The organism is Lentzea sp. NPDC005914 (assembly GCF_040629405.1).
Lineage (GTDB): Bacteria > Actinomycetota > Actinomycetes > Mycobacteriales > Pseudonocardiaceae > Lentzea.
In genome coordinates this window covers 425,575-442,082 of record NZ_JBEXVQ010000001.1, presented here as the reverse complement: position 1 = coordinate 442,082, position 16,508 = coordinate 425,575, and the positions used below count along the sequence as shown (strand labels likewise).

Genomic DNA, 16,508 nt, shown 5'->3' with positions numbered 1-16,508 from the left:
TCAGCGGACCGGCTCGCGGTAGCCGACGGCCAGGTGGCCCAGGCTGTCGCGACCGATCTCGGCGTCCACGTCGAACACTTCGCGCAGCAGCGGCGCGGTGAGCACGTCCTCGGCGGCACCCTCGGCAGCGACGGTCCCGCGGTGCATCAGGACCAGCCGGTCGCAGTAGCGCGCGGCCAGTGCGAGGTCGTGCAGAGCCACCACGACCGTTTGCGGCGTACGGCCGGCCAGCTCCATCAGTTCGAGCTGGTGGCGCACGTCGAGGTGGTTGGTGGGCTCGTCCAGCAACAGTCCCGGCGTCTGTTGCGCCAGCGCACGGGCCAGGTGTGCGCGCTGGCGTTCGCCGCCGGACAGCTGCTTCCACGACCGGTCCGCCAGCGCGGTCAGATCGAGCCGCTCCAACGCGGCGGCGACGATCGCGTGGTCGGTGGCGTCCGGGCCGCGCCACCGCGGCCGGTGGGCGGTCCGGCCGAGCATCACCACCTGGTCGACGCGAAGATCGCTGTCGGTGTCGGCGGTCTGCTCGACGAACGCCATCTTGCGTGCTCGCTCGCGGGCGGGCCACGACGCGATGTCCACCCCGTCGTAGCGAACCGCACCTGTTGTCAGCGTGCGCAATCCAGCCATGCAACGGAGAAGCGACGACTTGCCGGAGCCGTTCGGGCCGATCAGCCCGACCGTCTCACCCGGCTCGACCCTCAGGTTCACGTCCCCGACGATGATCTTGCCCGGCACGCCCCAGCTCAGGTGCTCGACGGTGATCCTCACAGTTCTCCCTTCCTGCGCAGCACCAGCAGGAACAGCGGCACCCCGAGCAGCGCGGTGAACACGCCCACCGGCACCTCCAGCGGCGAGAACATCACTCGGGTCAGCGCGTCCGTCCAGACCAGGAATACCGCGCCGACCACCGCCGAGAGCGGCACCAGCCTGCGGTGCAACGGCCCGACCAGGAACCGGACACCGTGCGGCACGATCAGCCCGACGAACCCGACCGCTCCCACCGCGGCCACCGCGACGGCGGTCAGCACCGACGTGGTCACCAGGAGGACGGTCCTCGTGGTGCGGACGTCGACGCCGAGCGACGACGCGGTGTCGGCCCCGAACGCGAACCCGTCGAGCGCGGACGAGCACAACCACACGACGAGCAGGCCGACTGCGAGGACCACCGCGCACACCACCACGGACGTCCAACGGGCCGATGCGAGCGAACCGAGCAGCCAGGTCGTGAGAGCGCGGATGCTGTCGGCGTCGCCCGACGACAGCAGGATCAACGACGTGAGGGCCGCGAACAGCTGCCCCACGACCACACCGGTGAGCACGATCCGCACGGAGTCCAGGCCGGTGCGCCTCAACAGCAGCATCAACAGCCCGAACGCCCCGAGCGCGCCGGCCAGCGCGCCACCGGTCACGCCGAGCTGAGAGCCCGCGAACCCGAGCACGACCACGACCACCGCACCGGTCGAGGCACCTGAAGACACCCCGAGCAGGTACGGGTCGGCGAGCGAGTTGCGCGTGATGCTCTGCAACGCCGCCCCGCACACCGCCAGCGCGGCGCCGACCAGTGCCGCGAGCAGGACCCGCGGCAGCCGCAGGTCCCAGATCAGCGAGTCGAGCAGGCGCGGCAACGGCACGACCGGCAGCCCGAGGCGTGCGCCCAGAGACCTGCCAATCTCTGGCCAACTCGCGGCCACTCCTATCCGCACGGCGAGCACGAGCGAGACCATCAGGACCGCGAGACTCAGCACCGTCAGGAGCACGCCCTTGTCGCGTCGAACGGGAGTCACCGAAACGACAGGATCGAGGACGGCGGCCTCAGCCACGGCCGGCGATCTCGTCAAGCCCGGCGCCGAACGCGCGCAACGCGTCGACCGTGCGCACCGACGGGTCCATCGCGGTACCGTTGATCTCGATCACCTTGTTGTCCCGCAACGCCTTGAGCTGCGAGATGGCCGGATGCTCGCGCATCATCGCGAGCTTCTCGCTCGCCTTGTCGCCGAGGTTGCCGCGTTCGGTCAGGTCGCCGATCACGATGACGTCCGGATCGCGGCGGGCGATCTCCTCCCACGACGCCTCCGGCCATTCCGTCGCCAGGTCGTCGAAGATGTTGGTGGCGCCGGCGATCTTGGTGATCTGGCTCGGCATCCCGTCGCGGCCGGCCACGTACGGGGCGCCTTTGAAGACCGAGTAGACCCAGACGACCTTCACCGGATCCCGTTTCACGGCTTGGACTTCAGCCAGAGCCTCGCGTTGCTCGGTCGCGAGCTGCTTTGCCCGTTCGGTCGCACCGAAGATCTTGCCGAGGTTCTCGTAGTCGCGGAACAGCCGTTCGAACGGCGGCGTCGTGCCGTCCGGGCAGTTCACCGCGCTCACGAACGTCGGCACGCCAAGGGCTTCGAGCTCGTCCCGCGTTCCCGCGCGGTCAGCGGTGAAGAGGTCCTTGAACCCCGACACCACCACGTCCGGGTTCGCGGCCCGCAGCGGCTCGGACGTGAGGATCTTGGGCGAGAGCACGGGGATCTTCGCGTAGGCGTCGGCGTACTGGGGCGACACCTTGGTCTTGAGGTTCGCCGTGCCCGCCATGCGGTCCTGCATTCCCAGCGCCAGCAACGTTTCCGTGGAGGACTGGTCCAGCGCCACCGCCCGCCGCGGGGTGCCGGTGAACGACAGCTGCCTGCCGCAGCTCTCCACCTGCACCTGCGCTTGCGGTGTCTCGGCACCTCCCGGGGTGGCGCAGCCTGCGGTGAGCACCGCGACCAACGCCAGGCCGAGCCGGGCGGGGTGTGACATCTGATCCTCCAGTGAGTCCCTCGAACGGCTTCGGTTACTGTAACGACAATCATTTTCAAATCAAGCCTCCCGAAAGGTCAAGTGCGTGGTCCACGACACAGCAGCGCGCAGCCCCTCGGTCCTGCGCAGCACCCAGTTCCTCCGCCTCTGGACGGCGACCACCGCCTCGGGCATCGCTACCTGGGCGCTCCCGTTCGTGCTGGGCCTGGCGGTGCTCTCCCGCTCGCTGACCGCCGTCGAGCTGGGCGTCCTGCTCGCCGCGCGCACCACCGGGTTCCTCGCCGCGGTTCCGATCAGCGGTGTGCTGGCCGACCGCTACGCGCGCCGCCAGGTCGTGCTGTGGTCCGGGCTGATGTCCGCTGCCGCCGCACCGGTGCTGGCCCTGTTCGTGGGCGACTCGCTGGTGCTCGCGGCCGCCGCGGCCGTGGTGATGGGCGCGGGCCAGGGCGCGTGCCGTCCCGCGTTCTCGGCACTGACGGCCGAGGTGGTCGAACCCGATCAGCGCCAGCAGGCCAACGCGGCGCTCACCATGTCGATCCGGGTGACGACGCTGGTGGCGCCGGGTCTGACCGCGCTGCTCGCCCTCGTGGTGAGCACGCAGGGGCTGCTGCTGGGGATCGGCGCGCTGTGGCTGGTGGCGGCCCTGATGCCGCCCGCCGGCTCCGGACGCGTGGTGCTCGCGAGCGGTGCGGGGTTCGTGACCGAGTTCCTGGAGGGCGTGCGCGAGGCCCGCCGGCATCCGTGGTTCCTGGCGGGCCTGGGTGCGCTGTCGGCGGTGATCGCCACCGGCTACTCCGCGACCGGCGTGATCCTCCCCCTGGTCAGCCGCGACCGCTACGGCACCGAGGCCGTGCTCGCGGGTGCCCTCACCGCCTACACGCTCGGCGCGCTGGCCGGTGCCCTGCTGATGGCCCGCTGGCGGCCGCGCGCCGCCGGGTGGACCGGGCTCTTCGGTCTCGCGCTCTACGGCTTCGCGCCGCTGGTCCTGCTGCTGCCGGTGCACCCGTTCGTCGTGATCGCCGTCTACGCGATCGCCGGGCTCGGCATCGACCTCTTCAACGTGCCGTGGTTCACCGCGACCCAGCGCGAGGTCGAGCCGTCGAAGCTCGCACGGGTGTCCTCTTTGGACTTCCTGATGTCCTACGGCCTGGCGCCCGTCGGCCTCGCGCTCATCGCGCCCGCCGTCACGGCGTACGGAGCGGGCGCGGTGCTGATCGCCTGTTCGGTGATCTGCTTCGCCGCGCCCGCTCTGGCAGCACTGGTTCCGTCGTCCCGTGACTTCGGGACGCCGGTGAAGGCCTAGGAGCTGGCGGCCTTCTGCAGCTCGCGCTTGAGCTGCTCCTTGGTCATGCTCGCCGCGTTGGTCAGCCCGAGGTTCTTGGCCTGCGTCAGCAGCTCCTCGCGGGTGGCCTGACCCGGCAGCTCGCCGAGGTGCTCCGCCCGGCTGCTCGCGAACCGCTCACCGAGCTGGTTGCGGCGTTCGGCGCTCAGCTTCGCGCGCATGCCGGGGAGGACCGACTTCTCCTCTTCCTCGACGTGGTGGGTGACGGCGTCGACGACCTTCTTCAACGCCACGTCGTACTGCGGCGAGTCCCAGTCGCAGTCCAGGAGCTTCGCGAGCAGCTGTTCGGCCTCCGCGTGCTCCTCCTGGCTGTGCTCGACCTCGTCGGCCTCGCCGGCCTCCTTGATGGCGACCGGGTAGACCTCGGACTCCTCGGCCCGGCTGTGCGCGACGAGCAGGCCGCACATGACCGGGGTGAGCAGCGGCCGTTTCTCCGGGTGGTTCTTCAGCTCGTCGAACAGGCGCTCCACCTCGCGGTGGTCCTGCATGATCAGGTCGACGACGTCGTACTGCACGGCGGTCCTCCTATTGGTTCCTGGGATAACGAATGTCGATCGGGGCGACGCCGCGTCGTCCGATCTTGCCGATCGCCACGCCGAACGCGGCGATCACCGCGACGGCCACGACGGAGCCGATGACGATCGACCACGTGAGGCCGGCGTTCAGAAGTCCCGAGGCCGCACCGGCGATGGTGCCGGCGACGAGACCGTTGACGAGGTTCACGAGCCCGGCGACGGTCAGCGCGGTGCCGATCAGGCGCGGCCGGCGGGACTTGCGCCAGCCGGTCTGCCCGGCGTCCGCCTCGACTGCCGCGGTGTCGTCGTGCATCTGGCGGACGAACACGTCCTTCGTGGACGGTTCGAGGTCGCCGTACACGTGCCGGATCCGGTTGATCCCCAGGCCGGCCTGGACATCCTCGATCACCAGCTCGACCGCGCGGAACAGCGTGGCGAGCCCGATCAGGAACAGGCCGCTGAAGATGACCAGCACCAGCGTCAGCAACACCTGGAGCGGGACGACCTGGGCGACGAACCCGAGCGCGATCATCGACGCGGAGATCGTGGAGAGCAGGTGGCCCGCCCTGCCGGTCGCGTCGGCGATGTTCGCCGTGCGCACCATCTGGAGCGTGTGGTGCTCGGTGGTGAGGATCGTCAGCGCCGAGGTCTTGTCCAGTTCTGTCACGTCAGCGTCCGAGGGCGTTCGCGAGCTCCTTCTTGGTCATCGTGGAGCGGCCCTTGATGTTCTTCTTCTTGGCCTCGTTGTAGAGCTGCTCCTTGGTGGGGCCCTGCGCGCCGCTGTGCGAGCGCTGGCCACCGCGCTTCTGCGGCGACATGTCCTTGATGGACGACTTGCTCGCTGTCTTGGACTCACCCGACTGGGCGCGGTTCTTGTTCACCGTGCGCGCGGCGATCTCCTTCGCCCGCTTGGGCGAGGCGCCGCGGTCCTGGGCGGAGTCCTTGATGTGTTCGTACTGGCGTTCACGTTTCGCGTTCGATCCCGCTGGCATCACGACCTCCTGGTTCGAGCTGACCCGCGAATACCCCCGGTCAGGGAGGTTCACACACGGGTGACCGGGTAGCCGGGAAGCATGGCGATCTCCTCACGACTCGACACCACTCGAGTGCTGGCGACCGTGCTGCTGCCGACGCTGGCCCAAGGCGTCATCGTCCGCAGGCCGGGCGTGCTGGCGCTCGCCGAGAAGCTGCAGTCCGACGGCACCGCGATCGACACGATGCGCCATCTGCGCGACCGCTACGGCCCCGAACCCGTGCGGCTGCGGATCACCGGGCGCAGCGTCGCGGTCCTGGTCGACCCCACCGACGTCGGCCGGTTGCTGACCCAGTCGCCGGAGCCGTTCGCGTTGGCCACCAGGGAGAAGAAGGCCGCCCTCAGGCACTTCCAGCCGCACGGCGTGCTCATTTCGGAAGGCGCCGAACGGCAACGCCTGCGGGAGCTGAACGAACGCGCGTTGCGGCCGGAGAACTGGAAGATCGAGCCGATCGTGCGCGACGAGGCAGACCTGCTGACCCGGCACGTGATGAGCACCGGCGAGCTGACCTGGCACTCGTTCAACCAGACCTGGTGGCGGATCGTGCGCAGGATCCTGCTCGGTGACCGCGCCCGTGAGGACAACCAGCTCACCGACGACCTGTTGGCGTTGCGCCAGAACGCCAACTGGGCGTTTCTGCATCCCAAGCAACGCGGCCTGCGCGAACGCTTCGAGCGCAGGCTGGCCGAGTACCACCCGGAACTGCCCGACCAGGTGCCGCACTGGCTGTTCGCGTTCGACGCGGCGGGCATCGTGACCATGCGCGCGCTGGCCATCGGCGGCACCGGCGCCCACGGCGTCCTGGAATCGGCCCGGTTGTGGCCGACGACGCCGGTGATCCTGCGGGAGAGCACGATCGCCACCCGCTGGCACGGCACGTGGCTGCCGGAAGGCACCGAGTTCGTGGTGTTCACGCCGTTCTTCCACCGCGACCCGGACCGGCTGCCGTTCGCCGACCGCTACGCCCCGGAGATCTGGGACCAGCCGCGTGACCCCGCGATCGTCCCGTTCAGCGCCGGACCGGGTGAATGCCCTGGTCGCGACCTCGTGCTGGCCACGGCGGGCGCGATGCTGGACGCTTTGAACGAGCACCTGACGTTCCCGAAGCTCACCGCACCGCTGCCCGCGACGCTGAACCACTTCGCGCTCCGCATGCACGCCACGCCGGTGGGTACTCGCGCTTCATGAACGCACCCCTCTACGCCGTCGTGACGGGATCGGACTCCGGTATCGGCAAGGCGGTCGCCGTCGCGCTCGCGGGCGGTGGCGTCGATGTCGGCATCACCTACCACCAGGACGCCGACGGTGCCGCGAAAACCGCTGACGAGGTGCGCGAGGCAGGCGCGCGCTGTGCCGTCCGCCAGCTCGACCTCACCGACCTGCCCGGCGCGGCCTCGGTGGTGGACGAGCTGGCCGAGGAACTGGGCGGCCTGGACGTCCTCGTGAACTGCGCGGGCACCGGCAGCAGCGAGAAGGCCGTCGACATGCCGTTCGAAAGGTGGCGCTCGGTGCTCTCCGTCGACCTCGACGGCGCGTTCCTGTGCTGCCAGCGGGCGGCCAAGCGCATGATCGCCGCCGGACGTGGTGGCCGGATCATCAACATCACCTCGGTCCACGAACACCTGCCGCGCGTGGGAGCGGCGCCCTACTGCGCCGCCAAGGCCGGGCTGGGCGCGCTGACCGAGGTGCTCGCGCTCGAACTGTCGGAGCACGGCATCACCGTCAACTCCGTGGCACCGGGCGAGATCTCAACGCCGATGACCGGCCAGGAGGACGTCGACCCGCACACACAGCCCCGGCCGGGAATCCCGCTCGGCCGTCCCGGTCACGCCCACGAGGTCGCCGCCGTGGTGGCGTTCCTGGCCACCCCGGCCGCGAGCTACGTGACCGGGGCGTCGTTCGTGGTGGACGGCGGCATGTCACTGATGGGACCGCAGGCGAGCGGAATGCTCGACGACGAGAAGTGGAGGCAGCCCTGATGCGTGCCGTGGTGCTCAACTGCACCCTGAAGAAGTCGCCCGACCAGTCCAACACCGACCTGCTCGCCCAGGTCGTGATCGACGAGCTGACCAAAAAGGACGTCGACATCACCACGTACCGGCTGGCGGACCACAACATCCCGCCGGGCGTCACGACCGATCTCGGCCCGGGCGACGAGTGGCCGCGCATCCACGCCTCACTCCTCGACGCGGAAATCCTGGTCGTCGCGACCCCCACCTGGGTCGGCCGCCCGTCCTCGCTCGCGCAGCGGGCCCTGGAGCGGATGGACGCGATGATCTCCGAGACCGACGACGAAGACCGCCCGGTGGCCTACAACCGGGTCGCCGGCGTCGTCGTGACAGGCAACGAGGACGGCGCGCACCACGTGATCAGCGAGATCGCCGGCGGCCTCGGCGACATCGGTTACACGATCCCCGGCCAGGCCTGGACGTACTGGAACCGCGGACCGGGACCGGGCCCGAGCTACTCCGACACCGACGAGGGTCACGAGTGGTCGGAGAACACCGGCCGCACGATGGCCGCCAACCTGCACGCCGTCGCCCTCGCCTTGGCCGAACGCCCGATCCCGGCCTGAACCAGCGCCGATCGCCGAGCCGCCCAGCACATCCGTGGGCGGCTCGGCGATCGGATTCCGGCGACGAGGAGCGGCGTCACGAAGACGGCCGCACCATGGCCACCAACCTGCGCGAAGTCGCCCTCACCCTCGCCGAACGCCCCATCCCCGTCTGAGCCAGCGCGACCACCGCACCGATCGCCAGGCCACCCAGCACATCGGTGGGCCAGTGCACGCGGGTGCGCAGCCGGCTGTAGGCGACGAGGAGCACCAGCGGCGTCACGAACACGGCGGCCGCGCGGTCGTCCAACGCGGTGGCGGTGCCGAACGCGGCTGCCGTCACCGCGTGCTTGGACGGGAACGACGACGAGTCGGGATGTTCCGGGAGGGCCTGCCGCGCGGGCATGGTCGCGGCGGGTGGCCTCTGCCGGTGCACGACCAGGCTGATCAGGTGACCGATCGGCATCGCCACGGCCGCCGCGGTCAGAGCGCGCTTCGCGGTCTTCTTCTTGCCCGCCAGTGCGAGGACACCTGCGACCGGCAGCCAGAGCACGCCACCCCGTGCGGTGACACTGGCCGCGATCACGATCGGGTTCGGCCGGCTCGTGGGCAGGGCCTCGCTGTTGTGCAGCGAGTCCTCGTCCAGCTCCTCCAGCTCGTCGTCACCGTTCTCATAGTCACCGTTCACGGTGGACTAGTACCCAGATCGGGCGATGTGGAATCAGGGCCAGGACGGCTCCTCACTGTGTGCGATGACGAGCTCGCGCACCTCGCAGTCCTTCGGCTGGCTCAGCGCGAACACGATCGCCGCCGCCACCCGGTCCGGCGGGTTCAGCTTCTCGAGGTCCTTCGGCCGGTACTGCTCGGTGCGGTCGTCGAAGAAGTTCGTCCGCATCCCACCGGGCACGACCAGCGTGACGCCGACGCGCCCGGCGGTCTCCGCGGCCAGCGCGCGGGTGAACCCGACCACGCCGAACTTCGAGGCGCAGTACGCCGTCGCGTCGCTCACGGCCCGCAGCCCGAGCGTGGACGCCACCGTCACCACCCGCCCGTTCTCGAGGTGTGGCAGAGCCGCGCGAATCACGGCCGCCGTGCCGAACAGGTTGACCTTGACGACGTTGTCCCACTCCTGCGCCGGCACCTCCGCCAGCGTGCCGCACCGGTCGATGCCCGCCGCGGTGACGACGCCGTTGAAGACGCCGTGGCGTTCGGCGAGCGTGTGCACGGCGGCTTCGGCGGCCCGTCCGTCCGCCAGGTCGACCAGCTCGAAGTCGGCCGCGGCCGGCGCCGACTTGTCCAGCACCAGCGGCGTTCCCCCGGCCTCGCGCACCGCGTCCACCACGGCGGCACCGAGTCCGCCCGCGCCACCGGTCACCAGCACGTTCCCCAGCATCAGGCCCTCCTCGACAGGATCTCGGTCGTCGAATGTCCGCGGTGGTACGGCACGACCACCGTCCGTCCGCCCCAGCGCCGCACGACCTCCGCCTCCGGCAGGTGTTCAGCGGTGTAGTCGCCGCCCTTCACCCACACGTCCGGCTTCAGGCGCTCCAGCACGTGTTCGGGGGTGTCCTCGCCGAACACGACCACGTCGTCCACCGACTCGAGCGCGCGCAACACCTCGACGCGCTCGGCCTGGCCGTTGACCGGGCGCCCCTCGCCCTTCAGGCGCCGCACGGAAAGGTCGGAGTTGAGGCACACCACCAGGCAGTCCCCCAACGCCCGCGCGGCCGCCAGCATCCGCACGTGCCCGGGGTGCAGGACATCGAAGCACCCACCGGTGGCGACGACGGTACCGCCGCGCCGGCGCACCGCGTCCACAGTGGACGGCAAAGGCGCTCGCATACCCGAAACGCCACCGCGGGCCAGGAACTCGGCCGCGGCCGAGACAGCATCGGCCACCGCGTCGTCCGGTGCGGCACCGGAGGCCAACCGGACAGCCGCCGTCACCGCGAAGCGATCCCCCGCACCACACGGGTCGACGACCGGGACCGATGGCGCGGGAACAGCGACCGGCGTCCCTCCACAGTGGAGCAACGCACCTTCGCGACCCATCGTCACCACAACCGCACGAGCCTTCCACTCGGCTAACAGCCTGCCCGCCGCCTCGTCCGGATCGGCCGTACCGCTGAACGCCACGGCTTCCGCCAGGTTCGGAGTCGCCAGCCGCACACCGGACACCGGCGCCGGTCCACGCGGATGCGGATCCCACACCACAGGAATCCGCGTGAGCACCGAACGAAGGCGTTCGTCGCGCAGCAGTCCCCGTCCGTAGTCGGACGCCAGCACGAAGTCCGCGGACTGCACGACGTCCAGCATGTCGTCGGTGACCCGCGGCGGTGCGGAACCACCGCCGCGGTCCACCCTGGCGAGGGACGTCCCCGCGCACCGCAACCGGGTCTTCACCGGCACGGAGTCCACGCGGCCGAACACCCCGGGTACCTCGATCAGCGACCGCAGCCGCTCCCCCGTCTCGTCCTCCGACAGCGCGCTGACCAGCGTCACGTCCACGCCATCGCGCGCGGCCATAGCCGCCGCCAGCGCCGCACCGCCGGCACGAGCATGCTCATCGACGACGTCCAGCACAGGTGCCGGCGCGTCCGGGCACACCCTGCTGACCGTTCCCTCGATGTCGACGTCCAGCAACGCGTCGCCGACCACGACCAGCTTCACGATGCCCTCCGGTGAGCCGAGGGCAGCGCGGCTTCGAAGGCCTCGCACAACGCGTGCACGACCACGAGCTGCGCTTCCTGCACGTGGCAGGGGTCGCCGGGCAGCGCGAGCGTCTCGTCGGCGAGTGAGGCCAGCGGATTGGGCAACGGCCCGGTGAGCGCCCACACCGTCGCTCCCGCCAACCGGGCCGCATGAGCTGCCTCCAGCAAGTTCGGACTGCGTCCGCTGGTCGACAGCAGGACCACCAGGTCACCGGGCCGCGCGTGCGCCGTCACCTGACGGGCGAACACCTGGTCGTAGCCGTAGTCGTTGGCGATCGCGGTGACGCTCGAACTTTCCGAGCACAACGCCAGCGCGGAGAACGGCGCGCGGTCGTGCCGATAGCGCCCGACCAGTTCGGCGGTCAGGTGCTGGGCCTCCGCGGCGGATCCACCGTTGCCCGCCGCGAGCAGCCTGCCGCCGTCGAGCAGCAGGCACGCGAGCGACGTGCCCCAGCGGTGGATCCGCGGAGCTTCAGCACGGAGACCGTCGAGCGTGTCGATGAGTCCGGCGAGGTGGCTTTCGACGCTCACTGTGCCACCGCCAAGCCGTCGTCCGCGCCGACCCGCAGGTAGACGCGCTCGGTCCTGGCCGCGATGTCGTCCCACGCGTACCTGGCCTCGACCCGGTCCCGGCCGGCCATGCCGAACGCCATGGCGCGGGAGCGGTCCGCGAGGAGTCTTCGCAGCGCCTTGCCCAGGCTCCTGGGGTCACGCGGCGGGGTGAGCACACCGGTGACGCCGTCGACCACGGTGTCGGTCAGGCCACCCACGGCCGAGGCGACCACGGGAACGCCACAGGCCATCGCCTCCAACGGCACGATCCCGAACGGTTCGTACCACGGCACGCACGCCACGACGTCGGCGGAACGCAGCAGGGACGGCATGTCCGCGCGCGCCACCTGTCCGATCAGGTGCACCCGGTCCGAAACGCCGTGGACCTCGGCGATCGCGTGCAACCGGCGCGCCTCCGGGTCGGCCTTGAGGTCGCGCGAACCCCCGGCGATCACCAGCTCCGCGTCCCGCACCAGCGCCAGCGCCGCGATGAGGTCGTCGAACCCCTTGCGCGGCACCAGCCTGCCGACCGCCACGATCCGGTGCGGCGCTCCGCGCGCGGCCGCGTGGCCGACCGGGGTGAAGACCGTCGTGTCCACCCCGCAGGGCACCACCGTGATCTTGTTGCGCGGCAGGCCCATGGCGATCAGCTCGCCGACCTCGTCGTCACAGGTGGCGGCGACGGCGTCGACCTCGTGGCCCACCAGCCGTTCCATCGTGATCCGGCCTGCCGGGCTGGTGTCGCGCGCGCCCTGGTGGCGGCGTTTGACGGTGCCCAGGGCGTGATAGGTGTGCACGACCGGGATGTGGTCGCGACGCGCCGCGAGCACCGAGGCCAGGCCGGACATCCAGAAGTGGCTGTGCACCACGTCCGGCCTCTGCTCGTGCCAGTCGTCCATCAAGAAGCGCGAGAAGTCCGCCATGTACGGCAGCAGGTCGTCCTTCGGGACCTGTTCCGCCGGTCCCGCCGGCACGTGCACGACCTCGTAGGCGTCCGAGGTGGCGACGCGGCGAGATGAACCGGGAGCGTCGCGTCTGGTGTAGACCGCGACGTCGTGGCCCCTTCGCACGAGTGCTGCCGCCAGTGCGGCCACGTGGACGTTCTGACCTCCCGCGTCGGCACCACCCAGAGCCGCGAGCGGACTGGCGTGTTCCGACACCATGGCGATCCTCATCCGATCACTTCCTTCACCAGCACGTCCCAGTTGCGCAGGAACGCGTCGAGCCCGTAGCGGGCCAGCACGACCTCGCGCGCCCGTTGTCCCTTTTCCTTCGCCAGCACGGGATCCGCGATCAGCTCCCGAGCCGCGTCCACCAACTCCTCCACGTCGGTCGAGATCGCCCCCACTTCGGCGGGCAACCGCACCGCCTCGGTGCTCGCCAGTGCGACGACCGGCATGCCGATGTGCATCGCTTCCAGCAACGACAGCCCCAGCGACGTCCACCGCGCGGTGTGCACGTAGACGCGGTACCGCGCGAGTTCCCGGTGCAGCGACTGGAGATCGTGGTCTCCCCTGCCGCCGATCTGCTCGGCGCGGATCTGCTCTGTGCCGATGCCGAACACGTCGATCGGCGCGAACCTGGGCAGCAGGTCGGTGCCGACTATCCGGCCGCGGCGGACCGGGTCGTTGATCACCGCTGCCGCGCGGGGCAGTTCACCGGTGTAGAGCGGTCCTGGATCGACGACGCCGTGCCCGATGACGACGGTCCTGGTGCTGCCGCAGTTCCACATCAGGTCGTTGAAGTGCGTGACGTGGACGATCGTGCCGTCCCATCCGGCCAGCGGGTGTTCCTGGGCCGGCGCGCTCGGCGTGTTGTGCTCGAGGTACACCACCGGGATGCCGACCGGCACCTGCGAGAGCTCCTCGACCCGTTGCACGACCGCAACATCGACATCGTCCACTTCGGACAGACTGACCTCTTCGGCTCGCCACGGACGGCCAGCGAGCCCAATCCCGTGCGGCGGGCCGGGAATGAGGTAGTCGTGGCCGCCCTGGACGAACGAGTGCGTCCAGGAACCGTGAACGTGCCACAACAGGATCCTCACGACGTCACCCCGGTGATCACTTGTGCCACGGCGGCCACCACGTCAGCGGGCTCGACCAGGTCGAGGCACGGGTGGCCGGGCACGGGACACTCGCGGGCGCGGCTGTCGCGGCACGGCGCGTTCTGGTCGCCGAGCAGCACGTGCTTGCCGTGCGGTGCCCACCGGGACGCCGGAACGACAGGGGCGAACAGCGACACGACCGGCGTGCCGACAGCGGCCGCGAGATGGGCCGGACCGGTGTTGCCGACGACGACCGCGTCGGCCCCCGCCAGCACCCCGGCCAGCTCGCGGAAGCTGGTGCGCCCGCCGAGATCGGTTCCGCACGCTCCCGCGACGTGCTCGGTCAGATCGGCCTCGGCCGGTCCTCCGGTCACGACGACGCGGTACCCGGCCGCGGTCAGAGCGACCACGGCCTTCGCCCAGCGGTCAGGCGACCAGGTGCGGGCGGGCGCCGACGCACCGGGGTGCACCACCACGTACGGACGGCTCAGTTCGGTCCTGGGCAGCTCGATGATCGCGAGCCTGCTGTCGGACACGTCGAACCCCGCGGCCCGAGCGACTTCCAGCGCTCGCTGCGCCTCGGGGACGTCCGGGTCGTCGCGCAGCCGGACGTCCAGCAGCGAGCCGGGGTAGTCGACCGAGCGCGCGACGATCTTGGGCACGCCCGCCAGCCGCAGCACGAGGGCCAGCGGCAGCGGGCTCTGGTGAAACGACGTGAGGATCAATGCCACGTCAGCACGAATGCCGCGCACCAACGCCGTGACGGCCTCGATGTCGACCGGGCGGACGTCCGGTGCCGGGTTCGCGATCCACGGGCACTCCCACTCGACGATCCGGGTGACGCCGGGCAGCAGTTCCGCCGCCCGCACGCCGCTCGGACCGCACAGCAGCACGACCTCGCCGGCAGCCGCGGCCGCGCGCACGGCCGGTCCGGCCAGCAGCACGTCGCCGTCGCTGTCGAGTCGTGCGACGAGAGTCCTCATCGGAACATCTCCAGCACGGCCAGCAGGTCGGGTGCGGTGCGCGGCGCATGGTCGACCTCTTCGGCCCGTGTGAGGCCGGTGGGCACCAGCACGGGCACCGCACCGGCGGCTTCGGCCGCTCCCACGTCCGCCCCGATGTCGCCCACGACCAGCGTCCGTTCCGGGCGCACGCCGAGCGCCGCGCAGGCGGAGAGCACCAGGCCAGGGGCGGGTTTGCGGCACGCGCACCGGTCGTCGGGGTGGTGCAGGCAGATCTGCCAGGTGCCGAACCGGCCCAGCAGTTCCTCGACCCGCGCGTTCACCGCGGCGACCTGCGTGTCAGTGAGCAGACCCCGGCCGATGCCGGACTGGTTGCTCACCACGCCCGTGCGCATGCCATGTGCGCGTAGGTCACGCAACACTTCGCGCGCACCAGGCATCAACGTGACGCGGTTCGGGTCGCCGTTGTACGGAACGTCGCGGATGAGAGTGCCGTCGCGATCGAAGAGCACCGCGTCGAAGGCCTGGTCCATAGAGGAGATTTAGCCTGCGAAAGCCACTTGAAACGCTACTGAGCGAAGCGGTTCACAGCACCGGACTGGCCGGAACGTGTTTACCTTCCCCGATTCCGCGCACCAGTGCTTCAAGCGTCTGCTGGGCATCGTGTGCCGGTTGCCAGCCGAGCTCCGTCCGGGCGCGCGTCGCGTCGAGCAGCGGCGCCGTGAGGGCCAGATCGACCCACCCCGGTGGAGTGGGCTGCAGACGCAATCGCCAGGTGACGTTCGCGAGTAGACGCAACAGCCGCGGCGGGATCGCCACGTGCCTGCCACCGAGCACGTCGGCGAGCGCACGGGGAGTGATGACGGGTTCGGCCACGAGGTTCACCGGGCCGTGCAGCCGTTGCTTCAGAATCCGGGCGATGGCGTCGGCGACGTCGTCGGAGTGGACGAACTGCAGCACGAGGTCGCGCGGCACCGGCAAGATCGGAATCCGGTGGCGGAACAAGGCTTTCGGCACCAAAGAGCCGAGGAAGTAGTCGCGGATCTCGGACGCGGCGTCGGCCTGCAGGATCAGGCCGGGGCGCGGCCGGGAGATCAGCATGCTGGTCTCGTACTGGTTCAGCATGTGTTCCACGGCGGCCTTGTGCCGGCTGTAGAACGACGACTTCACGCCGTCGACCGGCCACAGTTCGTCGACCCGCCGGTCCTTGCTCGCCGGCGAGTAGGCGCCGACCGAGGACATGTGCACGAGGTGCGGCACCCCGGCCTTGGCCGCGGCGGTGAAGACCCGAGACGATCCGGCGACGTTCGTCCGGTACAGCGCGCGCTCGTCGCGCGACGGCTGGATGAGCCACGCGAGGTGGACCACCGCGTCCGCGTTCTCGAACGCGACGCCGAGCAGCTCTTCCGCGCCCGGCTGACCGATGTCGACCGGTGTCCAGGCAACGCCCTGATACGGCGGTGCGCTCGCGGGCGGCCTGCGGGAGATGCCGTGCACCTCGACGTCCGGCTCCCCGGCGAGCCTGCGCAGCAGCGCTGTACCGACGTTGCCGGTCGCGCCCGTGACGACGACCTTCACGATCGCGCCCGTGCCGTCTCGCGGTCGTTCGCCTTCTGGATCGCCTCGACCAGTTCGTCCTTGGTCATCTGCGACCTGCCCTCGATCTTGAGCCGCTTCGCGATGTCGTAGAGGTGCTGCTTGCTGGCGTTCGCGTCCACGCCGCCCGCCGTCTCGCCTTCGGCCGGTGTGCTGCGCGCGGCCTGCTTGTCCGACGGCCCCTTCTCCTTCTTGGGCTCCCAGTGGTCGCCGACCTTCTCGAAGCTGTGCTTGAGGGCCGAGAACGCGGTGCGGTGCGCCCGTTCGCCCTCGCCGTAGGTCTCGACCGCGGAGTCGTGCGCCTTGATCCACGTCTCCTGCGCCTTCTTCGGCGACCGTGCCAGCGTGCTCGGCAGTTCCTGGCGTCCGGGCATGGCTCCTCCAAGGTTGCGACCTGCGCTGACGGGT

Annotated in this window: 20 protein-coding genes; 4 read left to right on the top strand and 16 right to left on the bottom strand. The window is 70.5% G+C overall.

Features of this window, described 5'->3' with window-relative positions; genetic code table 11:
* The 3 genes from ABZ345_RS01870 to ABZ345_RS01860 are packed head-to-tail and all read right to left on the bottom strand — an operon-like array spanning nt 1 to nt 2,787.
* Nucleotides 1–768, bottom strand: a complete 768-nt coding sequence (locus tag ABZ345_RS01870; RefSeq protein ID WP_359841903.1) for an ABC transporter ATP-binding protein — start codon at nt 766–768, stop codon at nt 1–3.
* The gene (locus ABZ345_RS01865; RefSeq protein ID WP_359841901.1) at nt 765–1,784 is read right to left on the bottom strand and encodes an iron chelate uptake ABC transporter family permease subunit; all 1,020 of its coding nucleotides are present in this window, start codon (nt 1,782–1,784) and stop codon (nt 765–767) included. Before ABZ345_RS01865 ends, ABZ345_RS01870 begins: the two co-directional genes overlap by 4 nt.
* Before the next feature lie 28 nt (nt 1,785–1,812).
* Entirely contained in the window at nt 1,813–2,787 is a 975-nt protein-coding gene (locus ABZ345_RS01860; RefSeq protein WP_359841899.1) for an ABC transporter substrate-binding protein, read from the bottom strand.
* A gap of 85 nt (nt 2,788–2,872) precedes the next feature.
* Between ABZ345_RS01860 and ABZ345_RS01855 the strand changes: the two genes are divergently transcribed.
* Nucleotides 2,873–4,090, top strand: coding sequence for an MFS transporter (locus ABZ345_RS01855; protein WP_359841897.1), 1,218 nt, complete (start codon nt 2,873–2,875; stop codon nt 4,088–4,090).
* Here ABZ345_RS01855 and ABZ345_RS01850 read toward each other — a convergent pair.
* Genes ABZ345_RS01850 through ABZ345_RS01840 form a run of 3 tightly spaced genes read right to left on the bottom strand, consistent with a single transcriptional unit; the run spans nt 4,087 to nt 5,636 of the window.
* Complete coding sequence (locus ABZ345_RS01850; protein WP_359841895.1) at nt 4,087–4,644, bottom strand: hemerythrin domain-containing protein; 558 nt, start codon at nt 4,642–4,644, stop codon at nt 4,087–4,089. The genes ABZ345_RS01855 and ABZ345_RS01850 overlap by 4 nt on opposite strands.
* 10 nt (nt 4,645–4,654) lie before the next feature.
* A complete protein-coding gene (locus ABZ345_RS01845; RefSeq protein WP_359841893.1) occupies nt 4,655–5,311 on the bottom strand; it encodes a hypothetical protein in 657 nt (218 codons plus the stop codon).
* A gap of 1 nt (nt 5,312) precedes the next feature.
* A complete protein-coding gene (locus ABZ345_RS01840; RefSeq protein ID WP_359841891.1) occupies nt 5,313–5,636 on the bottom strand; it encodes a plasmid stabilization protein in 324 nt (107 codons plus the stop codon).
* An 81-nt stretch (nt 5,637–5,717) separates the two neighbouring features.
* On the opposite strand from ABZ345_RS01840, the gene ABZ345_RS01835 reads away from it, so the two are divergent.
* From ABZ345_RS01835 to ABZ345_RS01825, 3 genes are read left to right on the top strand one after another with little or no spacing between them, the layout of a single operon-like run.
* Nucleotides 5,718–6,866, top strand: a complete 1,149-nt coding sequence (locus ABZ345_RS01835; RefSeq protein WP_359841889.1) for a cytochrome P450 — start codon at nt 5,718–5,720, stop codon at nt 6,864–6,866.
* Nucleotides 6,863–7,657, top strand: a complete 795-nt coding sequence (locus ABZ345_RS01830) for an SDR family oxidoreductase (protein ID WP_359841887.1) — start codon at nt 6,863–6,865, stop codon at nt 7,655–7,657. The genes ABZ345_RS01835 and ABZ345_RS01830 overlap by 4 nt, the downstream gene beginning before the upstream one ends.
* Nucleotides 7,657–8,253, top strand: a complete 597-nt coding sequence (locus tag ABZ345_RS01825) for an NAD(P)H-dependent oxidoreductase (RefSeq protein ID WP_359841885.1) — start codon at nt 7,657–7,659, stop codon at nt 8,251–8,253. Before ABZ345_RS01830 ends, ABZ345_RS01825 begins: the two co-directional genes overlap by 1 nt.
* A gap of 76 nt (nt 8,254–8,329) precedes the next feature.
* Here the strand turns inward: ABZ345_RS01825 and ABZ345_RS01820 are convergent, their stop codons facing one another.
* From ABZ345_RS01820 to ABZ345_RS01775, 10 genes are read right to left on the bottom strand one after another with little or no spacing between them, the layout of a single operon-like run.
* Nucleotides 8,330–8,920, bottom strand: coding sequence for a phosphatase PAP2 family protein (locus ABZ345_RS01820; RefSeq protein WP_359841883.1), 591 nt, complete (start codon nt 8,918–8,920; stop codon nt 8,330–8,332).
* Nucleotides 8,921–8,953: 33 nt separating this feature from the next.
* Entirely contained in the window at nt 8,954–9,625 is a 672-nt protein-coding gene (locus ABZ345_RS01815; protein WP_359841881.1) for an SDR family oxidoreductase, read from the bottom strand.
* Entirely contained in the window at nt 9,625–10,905 is a 1,281-nt protein-coding gene (rfaE2, locus tag ABZ345_RS01810; RefSeq protein WP_359842241.1) for a D-glycero-beta-D-manno-heptose 1-phosphate adenylyltransferase, read from the bottom strand. Before rfaE2 ends, ABZ345_RS01815 begins: the two co-directional genes overlap by 1 nt.
* Nucleotides 10,899–11,474: an SIS domain-containing protein gene (locus tag ABZ345_RS01805; protein ID WP_359841879.1), complete on the bottom strand. Its 576-nt coding sequence runs from the start codon at nt 11,472–11,474 to the stop codon at nt 10,899–10,901. The genes rfaE2 and ABZ345_RS01805 overlap by 7 nt, the downstream gene beginning before the upstream one ends.
* Nucleotides 11,471–12,670, bottom strand: a complete 1,200-nt coding sequence (locus ABZ345_RS01800) for a glycosyltransferase (protein WP_359841878.1) — start codon at nt 12,668–12,670, stop codon at nt 11,471–11,473. Before ABZ345_RS01800 ends, ABZ345_RS01805 begins: the two co-directional genes overlap by 4 nt.
* Entirely contained in the window at nt 12,667–13,542 is an 876-nt protein-coding gene (locus tag ABZ345_RS01795) for a glycosyltransferase (protein WP_359841876.1), read from the bottom strand. Before ABZ345_RS01795 ends, ABZ345_RS01800 begins: the two co-directional genes overlap by 4 nt.
* Nucleotides 13,539–14,525: a glycosyltransferase family 9 protein gene (locus ABZ345_RS01790; protein WP_359841874.1), complete on the bottom strand. Its 987-nt coding sequence runs from the start codon at nt 14,523–14,525 to the stop codon at nt 13,539–13,541. Before ABZ345_RS01790 ends, ABZ345_RS01795 begins: the two co-directional genes overlap by 4 nt.
* Nucleotides 14,522–15,037 carry an HAD family hydrolase gene (locus ABZ345_RS01785; RefSeq protein ID WP_359841873.1) on the bottom strand — a complete coding sequence of 172 codons (516 nt, stop codon included), beginning with the start codon at nt 15,035–15,037 and terminating at the stop codon, nt 14,522–14,524. Before ABZ345_RS01785 ends, ABZ345_RS01790 begins: the two co-directional genes overlap by 4 nt.
* A gap of 52 nt (nt 15,038–15,089) precedes the next feature.
* Nucleotides 15,090–16,082: an NAD-dependent epimerase/dehydratase family protein gene (locus tag ABZ345_RS01780; protein ID WP_359841871.1), complete on the bottom strand. Its 993-nt coding sequence runs from the start codon at nt 16,080–16,082 to the stop codon at nt 15,090–15,092.
* Nucleotides 16,079–16,474: a ChaB family protein gene (locus tag ABZ345_RS01775; RefSeq protein ID WP_359841869.1), complete on the bottom strand. Its 396-nt coding sequence runs from the start codon at nt 16,472–16,474 to the stop codon at nt 16,079–16,081. Before ABZ345_RS01775 ends, ABZ345_RS01780 begins: the two co-directional genes overlap by 4 nt.
* Nucleotides 16,475–16,508 lie beyond the last annotated feature (34 nt).

Excerpts from the sequence above, each read along its gene's own strand:
- ABZ345_RS01860 (WP_359841899.1), bottom strand. The coding sequence starts at position 2,787 with ATGTCACACCCCGCCCGGCTCGGCCTGGCGTTGGTCGCGGTGCTCACC.
- ABZ345_RS01840 (WP_359841891.1), bottom strand. The coding sequence starts at position 5,636 with ATGCCAGCGGGATCGAACGCGAAACGTGAACGCCAGTACGAACACATC.
- ABZ345_RS01835 (WP_359841889.1), top strand. The coding sequence starts at position 5,718 with ATGGCGATCTCCTCACGACTCGACACCACTCGAGTGCTGGCGACCGTG.
- ABZ345_RS01830 (WP_359841887.1), top strand. The coding sequence starts at position 6,863 with ATGAACGCACCCCTCTACGCCGTCGTGACGGGATCGGACTCCGGTATC.
- ABZ345_RS01825 (WP_359841885.1), top strand. The coding sequence starts at position 7,657 with ATGCGTGCCGTGGTGCTCAACTGCACCCTGAAGAAGTCGCCCGACCAG.
- ABZ345_RS01815 (WP_359841881.1), bottom strand. The coding sequence starts at position 9,625 with ATGCTGGGGAACGTGCTGGTGACCGGTGGCGCGGGCGGACTCGGTGCC.
- ABZ345_RS01800 (WP_359841878.1), bottom strand. The coding sequence starts at position 12,670 with ATGAGGATCGCCATGGTGTCGGAACACGCCAGTCCGCTCGCGGCTCTG.
- ABZ345_RS01790 (WP_359841874.1), bottom strand. The coding sequence starts at position 14,525 with ATGAGGACTCTCGTCGCACGACTCGACAGCGACGGCGACGTGCTGCTG.
- ABZ345_RS01785 (WP_359841873.1), bottom strand. The coding sequence starts at position 15,037 with ATGGACCAGGCCTTCGACGCGGTGCTCTTCGATCGCGACGGCACTCTC.
- ABZ345_RS01775 (WP_359841869.1), bottom strand. The coding sequence starts at position 16,474 with ATGCCCGGACGCCAGGAACTGCCGAGCACGCTGGCACGGTCGCCGAAG.